Below are 12,929 nucleotides of genomic sequence, written 5' to 3' on the forward strand. Positions count from 1 at the left end.
GAACTGGCTAAGCCTTTGGATTTAATGGTCGGAGTGGCCGGATTCGAACCGACGACCCCTTGACCCCCAGTCAAGTGCGCTACCGGGCTGCGCTACACTCCGGACCGGTCGCGATGTATCGTGATAGACTGGGTCCGGTCAACCGAATTCGGCTGCTGTCCGGCCTGAAGCAACAGCAACGGAGGTTGCGGGCGCCGCGCCGCCCGCAACTGCCACTGATGGCGGTATTCCAGCGCGATGGCGCCCCAGATCAGGCCGAGCAGCAGGTAGACATGCCGCCAGTGGTCGATGTCGATGAAGGTGCCGAGCCCGATATTGCCGATGAAGGCGACATAGGCGCATAGTAGATAAGGCTGCCAGGGCCGGTCGCGCAGCAGAATGCGGAAGCCGGCGGCGATCGTCCAGCACGTCAGCGTCAGGAACGACACGAAGCCGAGCCACCCGTAATCCATCAGCATCTTCAGCCAGATGTCGTGCGTGTCCTCGCCGAACATCTTGCCGAATACGAGCGGGCCGATGCCGAACGGATGCTCCAGCGCCATCTGAAAGCCGATCGTGTAGCGGGCGAAGCGGCCGAGGCGGGCGGTGTCGTAGCTTTGTTCGAGTTGCGCGCGATTCGAGAACATCTCCGCCACGCCAGGCAGTTGCAGGATGACGATCATCGCAATGACCAGCAGTCCGACGGCCGCGATGGTCATGACGACGACGCGCAGCCGGAATTTGCCGCTGGCGCTCTGCAGGAACAAGGCCCCGGTCAGCAGGATCGCCGAAACGGCGAACATGCCCCAGGCGCCGCGCGAAAAAGAAAAGAAGATGCCGGCGGTGATGATCAGCAGCGGCACCGCCAATAGAGGCATGCGCGCGATCGAGCCGGTAAGCAGCAGATAGAGCAGGTAGATGCCCGGCAGCACCAGGAACGGCCCGAACACGTTCGGGTCCTGGAAGGCGCCGGCGGCACGGTCGTATTTGGTGAAGATCTCCGCTCCTGGAAAGGCATGGAAATAGCCGGCTATGCCGACCAGCGAAGTCAGCACTGCCGACACGACATAAGCGACGAAGATCACGCGGTAGAGACTGGGCTGGACGGCCGTTACGGAAGCGAAGAAAACCGCAGTGAGGGTCAGGAACAGCGAGACGGCGAGATAGAGCGGCGTGGCGGCGAGGTCCGGCATCTGCGTCATCGAGATCATTCCGCCGATGTTCATGATCATCAGCAGCACCAGAAGTGGCACCGCCGCGCGCTGTATGCGCATGCCGAACAAGGGCCACACCACGATCAGCCCGATCATATAGAGGTCGTATGGCGCCGGCTCGGCAATAACGAAACCGGACAGGAAGACGCCGAGGAAAACTGCCCCTGACGCAATCAGCGCAATGAGCTTGGCGTTGACCGCCGCCGCCGGCAATTCGTAGGCCGTCGCGCTCAATACGCATTTTCCGTGTTGAGCAGGCGGATCGGCGTCAGGAACAGGATTCTCAGGTCGAACAACAGCGACCAGTTCTCGATGTAATAGAGGTCGTATTCCGTGCGCATGCGGATCTTCTCGTTGGTGTCCATCTCGCCGCGCCAGCCATTGATCTGAGCCCAGCCGGTCACGCCGGGCTTGACCTTGTGTCGGGCGAAATAGCCGTCGACCACCTCATTGTAGAGAAGGTTGTGCGACTGCGCGGCAATGGCGTGCGGGCGCGGCCCGACCAGCGACAGCGAACCGAACAGCGAATTGAAGAACTGCGGCAATTCGTCGATCGAGGTCTTGCGGATGAAGCGGCCGACGCGGGTGACGCGCGGATCGTTCTTGGTCACGGTCTGCTTCGCCGTCGGGTCCGCCTTGTCGGTGTACATCGAACGGAACTTATAGACGTCGATGATTTCGTTGTTGAAGCCGTGCCGCTTCTGGTGGAACAGCACCGGGCCCTTGCTGTCGAGTTTGATCGCGATCGCGGTCGCCAGCATCACCGGCGAGAACACGATGATGCCGATGATCGAAAAGACGATGTCAAAGGCGCGTTTCGCGACCGAATCCCAGTCGTTGATAGGCTTGTCGAAGATATCGAGCATCGGCACCGAGCCGATGTAGGAATAGGCGCGCGGCCTGAACTGCAGCGCATTCGAATGCGCCGACAGCCGGATGTCGACCGGCAGCACCCACAGCTTCTTCAACAGTTGCAGCACGCGCGATTCGGCGGTCAGCGGCAGCGAAACGATCAGCATGTCGATGCGTGCGATGCGGGCAAATTCAATGAGCTCGGAAATCGTGCCGAGCTTGGGATAGCCGGCGACAACCGGCGGCGAACGCTTGTCACCACGATCGTCGAAGATGCCGCAGATGCGGATGTCGTTGTAGGGCTGCTTTTCGACCGAGCGGATCAGCACCTCCGCCGCCTTGCCGCCGCCGACGATGACGGCGCGGCGCTCCATCCGCCCGTCGCGCGCCCAGCGCCGGATCAGCTTCGCCATCACCAGCCGGAGACCCAGGATCAGCACGAAGCCAATAACGAACCACGTGCCGAAGAGCAGGCGCGAATAGTCTTCCGACATTTTCATGGTGAAGGCGGTGAGCGCCATCAAGGCGAAGGTTCCAGCCCAGACCAGCAGGAGGCGGCCGAAATTGGCGATCGGCCGCATCAGCGCGACGATCTGGTAGCAGTCGGTGACGTCGAGCAAAACGACCGCGAGGAACGAGGTGGCGGCGATCGTCAGCGAGTATTGCCAGGCAAGATAGCTGAAAAAGCCGACATAGTAGAAATAGACGGCAAGACCCGACACCAACAGCAGCGCGAATTCCGCCATGCGCAGGACGCCGCTGACCATGATCGGCGACATCGTATCGCGCCGGTATTGCGAGGCGACCTGGCGGGCAACGTCGTTCATGCCGCCGGCCGTGTTGTTCTCGGCAGGGGCGTCGAATTTGCGCACCGCGTCTAGCGAAAAACGGCGCGCGGGGTCGATTTCGTTCATGGGGCGTCCGTAGGTTTCCCTCAGGTGAATAGCAAAAGAGAGCTAAGAAACCCTTGAAACAACAGATGGCTTTGGAGACGCTTTCACCGGGGGCCTTTTGCAGCCGAGTGGATATCAGTTGCTCTACTGTTTGAGCGCGGCGAAATAGGCCTTTTCGATTTCGGCGGCCATTACATCCGCGCCGAACCGTGCCTTGAGGTCGGCGGCACCGGGCATCAGGCCTTTGTAGGCGTCGAGATCGGCCAGAGCGGCGCTTATCTTGTCGCCAAGTTCGCGCGGGTCGGGCCGGATCAGGGCAGGGGAGCCGGTGTCGAAGATTTCCGGTATGCCCCCGACCGACGTCGCGATTAGCGGCTTGCCGGCGGCAAGCGTTTCCAGAACGATATAAGGCATGGCTTCCGCGCGCGAGGGAACGACGACCAGCTTGGCCAGCGTGAAGGCGAGCCTGGCTGGCATCGGCGGCAGGAAGCTGACCTCGAGGCCGAGCTGATCTACCTTGGCGCGATAGCGCGGCAGGTCGTCGCCGTCGCCGACCATCAGCGCTTTCAATGGGCGACCGAGCCGTGTTGCGGCTCGCCCCAGCGCATCGATGAAGATGTCCGGGCCCTTGAGGTCGCGCATCATGCCGATATAGAGGAGGTCGACGGCATTGTGCTCGGTCTGCACCGGCTCGAACTCGGCGGCGCGCAGGCCGTTGTGTACGAGAGCGTTCGGAATGGGCGGCTCGCCGACCTTCCTGCGATAAGTCCGCCGCTCATAATCGGAAACAAATAGCAGGCAATCGGTGAAGCGAGCCATGAAGCGTTCGAGCGCGAAGAACAGCTTCCCCATCGCCGTGGTTTCGTCATAGTGCAGTGAGCCGCCATGCGGCGAATAAAGGCGGGCTACGCGAGACCTGGATACCCGCAACAATGAGCCGAACAGACGGGCATAGGCGCCACCTTTGGCGCCATGCCCGTGCAGCACGTCCGGCCGCAATTCTTTTATGATCCTATAGGTGCGTCGGGCCGAAGCGAGATCGCCTGGCCCGACATGCCGCTGCATCGGTGTGCGATGAATGCCGAGCGCCAGGCTGCCTTTCATCTGTTCGAACAGCCGTTCCTCGAAATCGCCGCCAGTCGTCGAATCGCAGACGATGCCGACGGCATGGCCGGCGGCGACCTGAGCCTCGGTCAGGTCGCGCACATGCCGGAAGATGCCTCCGACGGGTGAGCGAAAGCAGTGGACGATCCTGAGTGTGTCCGCCACTTGGTCAGCACATCAAAACAGGCGTTCGCGAACATAGACTGTGTCGCCGGGCAACAGCGGGTCGGAGGTCACCACGCGTCCGGTTATAACCTTGCCGTTGATGTCGCGGGTAATGTCGACGCTTTCCTGGTTGGCGCGTGGCGTGAAGCCGCCGGCGATGGCGATGGCTTTCTGCACGGTCAGGCCCGGAACGTAGGAATATTGGCCCGCCGCGCCCACTTCACCCATGACGAAGATCGGCCGGTAGCGATCGATTTCGACCGAAACGTCAGGATCGCGCAAATAGCCCTGGCGCAGTTTCTCGGCGATCTCGCCCTCGAGTTGCTGGGCGGTGTGGCCGCGCGCCGGCACGTTGCCGACGAGCGGCAGCGAGAGATAGCCGGATTGGTCGACGCTGTAGGTGTTGGTCAATCCTTCCTGCTCGAACACGGTGACGCGGACGCGGTCGCCGGCACCGAGGCGATAGGGCTGGTCGAGCACTTCATGGAAGGCGGCCGGCGTCGGCCGGTAGCTTGAGCAGCCCGAAAGCATCGATACGGCAAGCAGCGCGCGGAAAAGGGGAGCAGTGCTTTTCATGAGCGGACACGTACCTTTGAATAGCCGGCGACTCTGCGGCAAACCTTAACGATCGAGCTCGGTTATCATCCTGTTAGGGTTAATGGCCGGTAAAGGCGCGCGGCCGATGCGGGCCCGATCGACAAATGCAGATGGTTTTCAGCCTCTTGTTTGCGGCTTGTTAGCAGAGCCTAACAGGTGCTTACCGCGTTATTAACGGCTGAGTTACCATAGTTGTTTATGGTGCATGCTGACTCAGTACCGGAGCAGGGATGCATGTCCGTTCAATCCGCGGCCGCAGATGTCGACGTCGATCTCAGGCAGCTTTTCGCCAGCCTGGCGCGAAACTGGCTGCGCATCCTTGTCGTCGCGCTGGCTGTAACCGGCCTGGCCTTTGCGCTCGCCTGGCTTGCAACGCCCGAATACAAGGCGGCAGCCAAGCTGGAGATCGGGCCTCGAGAATCGGAGTTCACGCGGCCAGCCGGTGCCAACGGCAACGAGCGGTCGATTCCCGACGAAGAGGCTGTGGCCACCGAGGTCCAGATCATTTCGTCCCCTGACATCCTCAAACAGGTGGCGGCGAAGCTCAACCTCGCGAAATTGCCCGAATTCGACGAGGCGCTGAAGATGTCGGCGCTGAGCCGCACCCTTGTCCTCGTTGGCTTGAAAAGCGATCCCTTCGAGATTCCGCTGGAAGAGCGCGTGCTGGACGCAATGCATGACAAGCTCAACGTCTATGGCGTTGAAAAAACCCGCGCGATCGCTATCGAGTTCTCGTCAGAGGATCCACAGCTTGCCGCCGCAATCCCGAACGCCATCGCAAACGCCTATATCGCCTCCAAGGGCAACGCCAAGCTCGAATCGAATTCCGCCGCCACCGACTTTCTGGCGCCGGAAATCGCGGACCTGCAGAACCGGGTGAAGGAGGCGGAGGCCAAGGTTGCCGCATTCCGTGCGCAGTCCGATCTTTTGATGGGCGGCAACAATTCGGTGCTTGCGACCCAGCAGCTGTCCGAATTGTCGAGCGAACTGTCACGGGTACGCGCCAACCGCGCTTCGGCGGAAGCGACCGCCGACAGTGTGCGCAGGGCGTTGCGCAATGGCGGCTCGCTGGATGCCGTTCCAGAGGTGTTGTCTTCCGACCTGATCCAGCGCCTGCGCGAGCGGCAAGTCGAACTCAAGAACAACATCGCCGACCTTTCCACCACCTTGCTCGACAATCATCCGCGCATCCGTGCGCTGAAGTCGCAGCTCGCCGATCTCGACCGCCAGATCCGCAACGAAGCGGAAAAGATCATGAAGGGTCTGATGGCGCAGGCCGAGACGGCGAAGGCACGAGAGGCTCAACTCGTGGCCGACGTCAACACCCTGAAGGCGGCGTCCGCCCGCGCCGGCGAAGAGCAGGTGGAACTCGATGCCCTGCAGCGCGATGCCGCGACCAAGCGCCAGCAACTCGATCTCTACTCGTCCAGCTATCTCCAGGCGGCCGCACGCAAGGATCGTAACTACCTGCCTGTCGACGCTCGCCTATTTTCGGAGGCCCGGGCGCCGACCGAACCCTATTTCCCCAAGATTGGTCCGATTGTCGGTGCGGCCTTTGTCGGCTCGTTGCTCCTCATGGCGATCGTCACGTTGCTGCAGGAACTGTTTTCCGGCCGCGCCATGCGTCCGGCCGCCGGTGCCCATTTCGAACGCATCGAGCAGGTTGCGATGCCGGCTGTCCAGGCCGTACGCGTAGTGGCCGAGCCCGGCCCGCCGGTTGCCCGGCCCGAACCGGCAGTCGCCGTGATCGACCGGCTCGGTGAGTCCGACAACAGTGTCACTGAAACCAAACTGGAGCCGGAACCCGTCGCGGTGGCGGAAGCGGCTGCCGAGAAAATCGAACCGGAGTACTCTGAGATGGCTGCTGCAGACATTGAACCGGCACGTTCCACCCTCGGTGAGGTCGACATCGACAAGGCCGCGGAAAAGCTGATCGCCACCGGTGCCGCCCGCGCCATATTCGTGTCGCCGGAAGGCGACGAGGCGGCTGCCTCGGCGGTGCTGGTGGCGCGCGCAGTCTCTGACGCCGGGCTACGCGTGCTGCTGCTTGATCTCACCGCTTCGGGTGCTGCCTCGCGGCCGATGCTGGACAGCGGGCTGTTTCCGGGCATCACCGATCTGCTCGCCTCGCAAGCGCAGTTCAGCGATGTGATCCACCCCGATCTCTATTCGGACTGCCACGTGATTCCCGTCGGCACAGCCGATCCGGTCCGTGCCATGCGCGCCGCCGACCGGCTGCCGATCATCATGCAGTCGCTGACCACCGCCTATGACCTGGTCGTTGTCGAATGCGGGCCAGCGGACGCGCAAGGCATCAGCCGCCTAGTGGGCGAGGGCACCGAGGTGCTGCTCTCCATGCTGGAGCCGGACGACGAGGTGACGCAAGCCGCAGTCGCGCTCATCGAGAGCGGCTATCCCGACCTGACGCTGGTCACGCCAATCGGCCATGTGGCGCCGGGGCCAATGCCGGGGCGGCGCTCGGCCGCCTGAGGCAGTTTTCTCAAATCGAAATCAGCTGTCGTCTTCGCCTGCGGCCGGTGCTGTCTGTCCCACAGCCTTGCGGCGCAGCAGCTTGGTCAGCTTCCAGACCATTGGGCTGTGCTTGATGAATGCTTTCAGGCTTGCGCCGTGCCTGAGCGCAAGCGCCAGCGCGCGGCCCTTCAGCGTCAGCGGAACCAGCACCTCGAAATGCTGCGTTTCGACATCGCACCACAATCGCTTATAGGGTTCGTCGCCGACTGAGAAATCATAGATTTCAAAACCCGTCTCGCAGGCTTCCTGGATGTTCTCGAAGAACAGGAAGTCGCCGGGGCTGGTGTGTGCGAGGTCGTCCTCGGCGATCGCCCCGAATTCGCAGATCAGCCGCTTGCCCGAGCGGCTCGACCCGGTGACCGCACGAAGCTTGCCGGCGACTTCCAGCCCATGCAGCACGAAGCACGGGTTTTCCTCTTGAAGCGCTTCGGCAAACAGCGAGCGGAAAAAAGCGCGCACCTCCGCTTCACCGAAAACATTGACGATGCCCATCTTGCGGAAGCGGAATTCCTTCATCTCGAAAAAGGCGTCGAGCAGCCTGTTCACCTCGTCCGCAGTCCTCGCCTCGATGCGACGATAGCTGCCGACGGCCTCGAACTTGCGCGCCTGCGAGCGATGCTTCTTGCGCCTGCGCTTGCCGCTCACGCGGGTGAGCAGTGCATCAAACCCTCCGACAAGACCGGCGGCCAGCGACAGATTGGGGCTCGAAAAATGCGGCAAGGCGGAGAGCGGGTTGGCAACGCCGTCGAGATCAGGCAGCAGCCGCTCTAGCGCGACAAGATCGATGTCGCGCCGCGCCTTGGCAATCGCGGCCAGCATCGAACGGATCGCCGCGATATCGGCATTCGCCAGCCATTGCAGGTCGGCAGCGGCAAAATTGCCGTTGGCATGGCGCCCGCCCATGAAGCGCGCAACGCGGAATGCTCCGCTGCGGGTGACCTCCAGCGCCAGCGAGAAAACCGGCCTGTCGTCGGCGCGCAGCGTCGCAACGACAACGTCGGCGCCGGTATGTGCGGCCCAGTTCAGGATCCAGCCTGCGCTCTGCGCCGGGGCAAAAAGCGCCGAACGGCAGAATTCGGCGTACGCCGCCAGCGCCGCACTATCGGCAACCGAGGTCGACAGGCCGGCTTTGCCGGCCGGCAAGGCACACGGCGACGCCTCGCTGCTTGCCAGCCGATTGCCGTCAAATGACGCGGTGGCGTCAACCATACCTCAATCCTTAGGGCGTATTCGTCGCGATTGGGGGTCCGCGCAGGCGCATTCCATGCTTGATGAGCTTAGGCGCAAAAGGTGAATGAATGATCGACGGGGGCGAGGCAATCCGCAAACTGGCGCTCAATCTCGCCCGCTATTCCGGTCTTGCGCCGCTGGCCAAGCCGTTCATCGGCGGCCTTGGCGCCATCCTGATGCTGCATCGGGTCACCGCGACGCCGGAAAAGCCGAACGGCGTCAACCGCCACTTGAACATCGCGCCTGGGTTCCTCGACATCGTGATCGCCGACATGAAGGCGAACGGCTACACGTTCGTTACTCTGGACGAGGCAATCGAGCGCATCAAGGCTGGCGACAAGGACGGCCAGTTCGCGACGATCACCGCCGACGACGCCTATCGAGACAACATGACCGAGGCGCTGCCCGTGCTGGAGAAGCACGGCGCGCCGATCACCATCTACGTCGCGCCGGGACTGATTGATGGCGCTGCCGATTTGTGGTGGGACGTGGTCGAGGACATCGTCAATGCGCGCGATCGCCTGACGCTGACGACGCCGGACGGCCCGGTGACGATCGATTGCTCGAACCCAGGAAAAAAGGTCCAGGCCAATGCGCGCCTGCACGCTCATCTGACGCTGAAGGTGCGCGAGCAGGACCAGCGTGCGGTATTGCGCGATCTGGCGCGTTCGAACGGCATCGAGTTGGGCGGTTCGCGCCCGAACACGCTGATGAACTGGGACGAGCTCCGCACCATGGCCGCGCACCCGCTGGTGACGATCGGAGCGCATAGCGTCAATCATTGCAATCTGAAGCGGCTTTCCGAGAGCGACGCGCGGCATGAGATCGGCGACGTCAAGCGCATATTGCAGGCCGAACTCGGCGAGGAGCCGCGCCATTTCGCCTATCCCTACGGTTATGCCAGCGCCGTCGGCCGTCGCGAAGTGGGCCTTGTCCGCGATGCCGGCTATGCCTCGGCCGTGACGACCCGCCACGGCATACTCCGCGCCGAGCATGCCGGGTTCCTGCATGCCCTGCCGCGCATTTCGGTCAATGGCCGCTATCAGAGCGTCGCCCACATCCGAACAATGTTGTCGGGCGTGACGACGCCGCTGGCCAATGCCGGCAAGACGGTGGTGACGATCTAACTGTTGCCTCGGCCCTTCGGCCGCGGCTCCAGGATCAGCCATTTGATGATGCCCATCGCCGGCAGCACCCACAAAAGCCCGCTCAGCAGGAAGAAGATGAAGTGCGCCAGCGGCCCGGACTGTGACAATTGGGCGACTGCCACGATCGAGGCGACCATCGCATAGACGACGACCAGCAGTACCAGCAGGAAGCTTCCGATCAGCTTTTTCAGGCGAATGGGCATAACGCGATCTCGTTGATCGCTATCGCTTAAGCCGAACAGCCAATACGCGCAACCCGCCAGAAACGGCGCGACGGCGTGCCGCGCTGTCCGGTCTTGCAAGCCGGGTTGCGATGGTTCACCAATCCGCGACTTCAACTGCCGGGACAAAGCCATGGCTGCTGCCATATCCGATGCTGTGCCTTTCGCAGCCCGCGATCGCGACCTTCGCAACCGCGCGCTGGTACGTGGTTGGCTCTATGTCGTGCTCCTCGTGCTGTTTGCGCTGGTGGTGGTCGGCGGCGCTACGAGGCTCACCGATTCGGGCCTGTCGATCACCGAATGGCAGCCGATTCACGGCGTCATCCCGCCACTCAATGATGCCGAGTGGCAGGAGGAGTTCCTGCGCTACCAGCAGATCCCGCAATATGCCGAACTCAACAAGGGCATGAGCATCGAGGCGTTCAAGTCGATCTTCTGGTGGGAGTGGGTGCACCGCATCCTGGCGCGTAGTGTCGGCGTGGTCTTCGCCCTGCCGTTGCTGTTCTTCTGGGCGACGCGCCGCATCGAGCGCGGCCTCGGCACGAAATTGTCGGGCATCCTCCTTCTCGGCGCCCTGCAGGGCGCGATAGGCTGGTGGATGGTGGCGTCCGGGTTGGCCGACCGGGTTTCGGTCAGCCAATACCGGCTGGCGACGCATCTGACGCTGGCGGCGCTGATCTTCACGGCGACCATGGTGGTCGCGCGCGGACTGGCCCCACACTCCGAACCGGCCGCCGACCGATCGACGCAACGTCTGGCCGGCTTTCTGGTGCTGCTGGCGCTGGTCCAGATCTATCTCGGCGGGCTGGTCGCAGGGCTCGATGCCGGCTTGAGCTACAACACCTGGCCGCTGATGGACGGCAAACTGGTCCCCGGCGACCTGCTGCTGCTCGAGCCGGCATGGCGCAATTTCTTCGAAAACCCGAAGACGGTGCAGTTCATCCACCGGGTCGGCGCCTACACGATCTTCGCGGTCGCGCTCTGGCACATGATTGCGACACGCCGGCGTCTGCCGGGCACGACGCATGCCCGACGCGCGACGCTGCTGTTCCTGATTGTCGTGGTGCAGGCGTCGATCGGCATCGGCACCCTATTGATGCATGTGCCGCTGCACATGGCCCTGACGCATCAGGCATTCGCGCTGTTCCTGCTGGGTTTTGCCGCCGCGCACTGGCGCGGCACCAAGGGCGCTTATCCGCTGCCCCACGAGATTGCTCTCAGAGGCTGAGCCGCACCGTCCGGATCGCCATGGCGATCGCCAGCTCGCGGTCCTCGTCGACCGCATTGCGATCTTCATGATGCCATGCAGCCGACAGGCAGCCATAGGCGATGGCGTGGTCCAGTATCGCGGGCGGCGACTGGCCGAGCGTTGCGGCAAAGACTTGCGCCATATGGCCGATCCGCCGCGTATCGAGGCAAAGATCGTCTCGGTCGAGTGGGTTGTAGAACATGTTGGCCGCGTCGAAGCCGGGGTCGCCGAGAACGCCCTTCGGGTCGATCGCCAGCCAGCCGCGCGGACCGTGCATGACGTTGTCGTGGTGCAGGTCGCCATGCAGCGGCCGCACGTCATGCGGATTGGACAGCAGCCGTTCCGCGATTTCGGCTGCTTCGACATACAGGCTCTTTTCGCCGGCGGCGCGATCGGCCTTGGCCTTTTTGAACAGGCTGGAGAACCGGGTCCGCAACGGCTGGAGATCCGGCGGGGCAGGGTGCTTCGACGGCGAGACCAGTCTTGCCATTACCTCGGCCGCGATCGCGGTGGCGGCATTGTCGCCTTGTTCGGCAAGATGGTGTGACAGCATCCTGTCGCCGGCGTATTCGAGCAGCATGCGGTGGCCGTCGCGGCCGAGCAGCCGCACCGCGCCTTCGCCGCGTCGCCAGGCGAGGAAATGCTCGCCACGCAACTCGTCCTCGACATCGTCGAAAGGCTTTAGATCCTTGACGATTGCCGGTGAGTCGTCCTCGCGAGCAACCTTCCAGAGGCGGCTGCTGAAGGTTTCGGCGATGAGTTCGGGCGCGCCGACCTTCCAGCGCTTCGGAAATGCCGGCGCATCCATTCAGAGGCCGAGCATCAGATCCATGTTCTGCACGGCTGCACCCGAGGCACCCTTGCCGAGATTGTCGTAGACGGCAAGCAGCAGCGCCTGCGCCCTGTCGTCATTGGCAAAGACATAGAGCTTCATCCGGTTGGTGCCGTTGTAGATCTCCGGATCGATGTCAGGCATGCGTTCCTGATGCAGATACGGCGCCACCTCGACCACGCCACGATCAATGGAAGCAAAATGGTCGGCGATCGCCGCGTGAAGCTCAGCGCCGGTCGGTACACGGTCGAGACCGCCGAGTTGCAGCGGCACTACCGTGATCATGCCTTGCGCGAAATTGCCGACTGCCGGCTGCATGATCGGATCCTGCGAAAGCCTGGCATAGGTCCTGAGCTCCGGCACGTGCTTGTGCTGCAGCGTCAGCCCGTAGGGCAGGAATTCCGACGCATCCTCGCCCTTGGCGACATAATCCTCGATCATTGGCCGGCCGCCGCCGGAATAGCCAGAAATGCCGTTGACGGTGACCGGAAAATCGGCTGGCAACAGCCCCGCCGCAACCAGCGGCCGCAGCGTCGCGATCGGTCCTTGCGGCCAGCAGCCCGGATTGGCGACGCGCTTCGCCGAAGCGATCTTCTTCGCCTGGTCCTTGTCCATTTCGGCGAAACCATATTCCCAGCCCTCGGCGACGCGATGTGCCGTCGAGGCGTCGATCACCTTGGTGGTGTCATTGGCGATCAGCGAAACGCTTTCCTTGGCTGCCGCGTCCGGTAGGCAGAGGATCGCGACATCGGCGGCATTGAGGAACTCGGCGCGCGCTGCCGTTTCCTTGCGGCGCTCAGTCGGGATGGAGATGATTTCCAGGTCGCCGCGCTCGGCAAGCAGCGCCCTGATCTGCAGACCGGTGGTGCCGTGCTCGCCGTCGATGAAGATTTTCGGTTTCATTGCCTGCCAA

The 12,929-nt window shown here is 62.9% G+C and carries 11 protein-coding genes and 1 tRNA gene; 3 read left to right on the top strand and 9 right to left on the bottom strand.

The annotated features are described in order from the left end of the window. Positions 1 to 25 precede the first annotated feature (25 nt). From NKI22_RS17565 to NKI22_RS17585, 5 genes are all read right to left on the bottom strand, one after another. Positions 26 to 102, bottom strand: a tRNA-Pro gene (locus tag NKI22_RS17565). Continuing rightward, entirely contained in the window at positions 93 to 1,427 is a 1,335-nt protein-coding gene (locus NKI22_RS17570) for an O-antigen ligase family protein (protein ID WP_352481220.1), read from the bottom strand. Before NKI22_RS17570 ends, NKI22_RS17565 begins: the two co-directional genes overlap by 10 nt. After that, positions 1,424 to 2,959: an undecaprenyl-phosphate glucose phosphotransferase gene (locus NKI22_RS17575; protein ID WP_352815969.1), complete on the bottom strand. Its 1,536-nt coding sequence runs from the start codon at positions 2,957 to 2,959 to the stop codon at positions 1,424 to 1,426. The genes NKI22_RS17570 and NKI22_RS17575 overlap by 4 nt, the downstream gene beginning before the upstream one ends. 123 nt (positions 2,960 to 3,082) lie before the next feature. Beyond that, positions 3,083 to 4,207: a glycosyltransferase family 4 protein gene (locus NKI22_RS17580; RefSeq protein ID WP_352640066.1), complete on the bottom strand. Its 1,125-nt coding sequence runs from the start codon at positions 4,205 to 4,207 to the stop codon at positions 3,083 to 3,085. Between the two features lie 12 nt (positions 4,208 to 4,219). Next, entirely contained in the window at positions 4,220 to 4,783 is a 564-nt protein-coding gene (locus NKI22_RS17585) for a polysaccharide biosynthesis/export family protein (RefSeq protein ID WP_023717305.1), read from the bottom strand. A 255-nt stretch (positions 4,784 to 5,038) separates the two neighbouring features. Here NKI22_RS17585 and NKI22_RS17590 point away from each other — a divergent pair, with 255 nt between their 5' ends. After that, positions 5,039 to 7,294 (top strand): GumC family protein, encoded by a 2,256-nt coding sequence (locus NKI22_RS17590; protein WP_352815967.1) that lies wholly within the window; start codon positions 5,039 to 5,041, stop codon positions 7,292 to 7,294. 21 nt (positions 7,295 to 7,315) lie between these two features. Here NKI22_RS17590 and NKI22_RS17595 read toward each other — a convergent pair whose 3' ends face one another. Continuing rightward, positions 7,316 to 8,545, bottom strand: coding sequence for a GNAT family N-acetyltransferase (locus NKI22_RS17595; protein ID WP_352481216.1), 1,230 nt, complete (start codon positions 8,543 to 8,545; stop codon positions 7,316 to 7,318). 89 nt (positions 8,546 to 8,634) lie between these two features. Here NKI22_RS17595 and NKI22_RS17600 point away from each other — a divergent pair, with 89 nt between their 5' ends. After that, a complete protein-coding gene (locus tag NKI22_RS17600) occupies positions 8,635 to 9,693 on the top strand; it encodes a polysaccharide deacetylase family protein (RefSeq protein WP_023717308.1) in 1,059 nt (352 codons plus the stop codon). Here the strand turns inward: NKI22_RS17600 and NKI22_RS17605 are convergent. After that, positions 9,690 to 9,917 (bottom strand): DUF2842 domain-containing protein, encoded by a 228-nt coding sequence (locus tag NKI22_RS17605; RefSeq protein WP_023717309.1) that lies wholly within the window; start codon positions 9,915 to 9,917, stop codon positions 9,690 to 9,692. The two genes, NKI22_RS17600 and NKI22_RS17605, sit on opposite strands and share 4 nt — an antisense overlap. Before the next feature lie 151 nt (positions 9,918 to 10,068). On the opposite strand from NKI22_RS17605, the gene NKI22_RS17610 reads away from it, so the two are divergent. Continuing rightward, on the top strand, positions 10,069 to 11,163 hold the full coding sequence (locus NKI22_RS17610; protein ID WP_352495317.1) for a COX15/CtaA family protein: 1,095 nt from the start codon (positions 10,069 to 10,071) through the stop codon (positions 11,161 to 11,163). Here NKI22_RS17610 and NKI22_RS17615 read toward each other — a convergent pair. Beyond that, positions 11,153 to 11,992 (bottom strand): aminoglycoside phosphotransferase family protein, encoded by an 840-nt coding sequence (locus tag NKI22_RS17615; protein ID WP_352640068.1) that lies wholly within the window; start codon positions 11,990 to 11,992, stop codon positions 11,153 to 11,155. The genes NKI22_RS17610 and NKI22_RS17615 overlap by 11 nt on opposite strands. Beyond that, a complete protein-coding gene (gene argC, locus NKI22_RS17620) occupies positions 11,993 to 12,919 on the bottom strand; it encodes an N-acetyl-gamma-glutamyl-phosphate reductase (RefSeq protein WP_352815964.1) in 927 nt (308 codons plus the stop codon). Positions 12,920 to 12,929 lie beyond the last annotated feature (10 nt).

Source organism: Mesorhizobium sp. M0778 (genome assembly GCF_040320105.1).
Classification (GTDB): Bacteria; Pseudomonadota; Alphaproteobacteria; order Rhizobiales; family Rhizobiaceae; genus Mesorhizobium.

Excerpts from the sequence above, each read along its gene's own strand:
- NKI22_RS17575 (WP_352815969.1), bottom strand. The coding sequence starts at position 2,959 with ATGAACGAAATCGACCCCGCGCGCCGTTTTTCGCTAGACGCGGTGCGC.
- NKI22_RS17585 (WP_023717305.1), bottom strand. The coding sequence starts at position 4,783 with ATGAAAAGCACTGCTCCCCTTTTCCGCGCGCTGCTTGCCGTATCGATG.
- NKI22_RS17590 (WP_352815967.1), top strand. The coding sequence starts at position 5,039 with ATGTCCGTTCAATCCGCGGCCGCAGATGTCGACGTCGATCTCAGGCAG.
- NKI22_RS17595 (WP_352481216.1), bottom strand. The coding sequence starts at position 8,545 with ATGGTTGACGCCACCGCGTCATTTGACGGCAATCGGCTGGCAAGCAGC.
- NKI22_RS17600 (WP_023717308.1), top strand. The coding sequence starts at position 8,635 with ATGATCGACGGGGGCGAGGCAATCCGCAAACTGGCGCTCAATCTCGCC.
- NKI22_RS17605 (WP_023717309.1), bottom strand. The coding sequence starts at position 9,917 with ATGCCCATTCGCCTGAAAAAGCTGATCGGAAGCTTCCTGCTGGTACTG.
- NKI22_RS17610 (WP_352495317.1), top strand. The coding sequence starts at position 10,069 with ATGGCTGCTGCCATATCCGATGCTGTGCCTTTCGCAGCCCGCGATCGC.
- NKI22_RS17615 (WP_352640068.1), bottom strand. The coding sequence starts at position 11,992 with ATGGATGCGCCGGCATTTCCGAAGCGCTGGAAGGTCGGCGCGCCCGAA.
- argC (WP_352815964.1), bottom strand. The coding sequence starts at position 12,919 with ATGAAACCGAAAATCTTCATCGACGGCGAGCACGGCACCACCGGTCTG.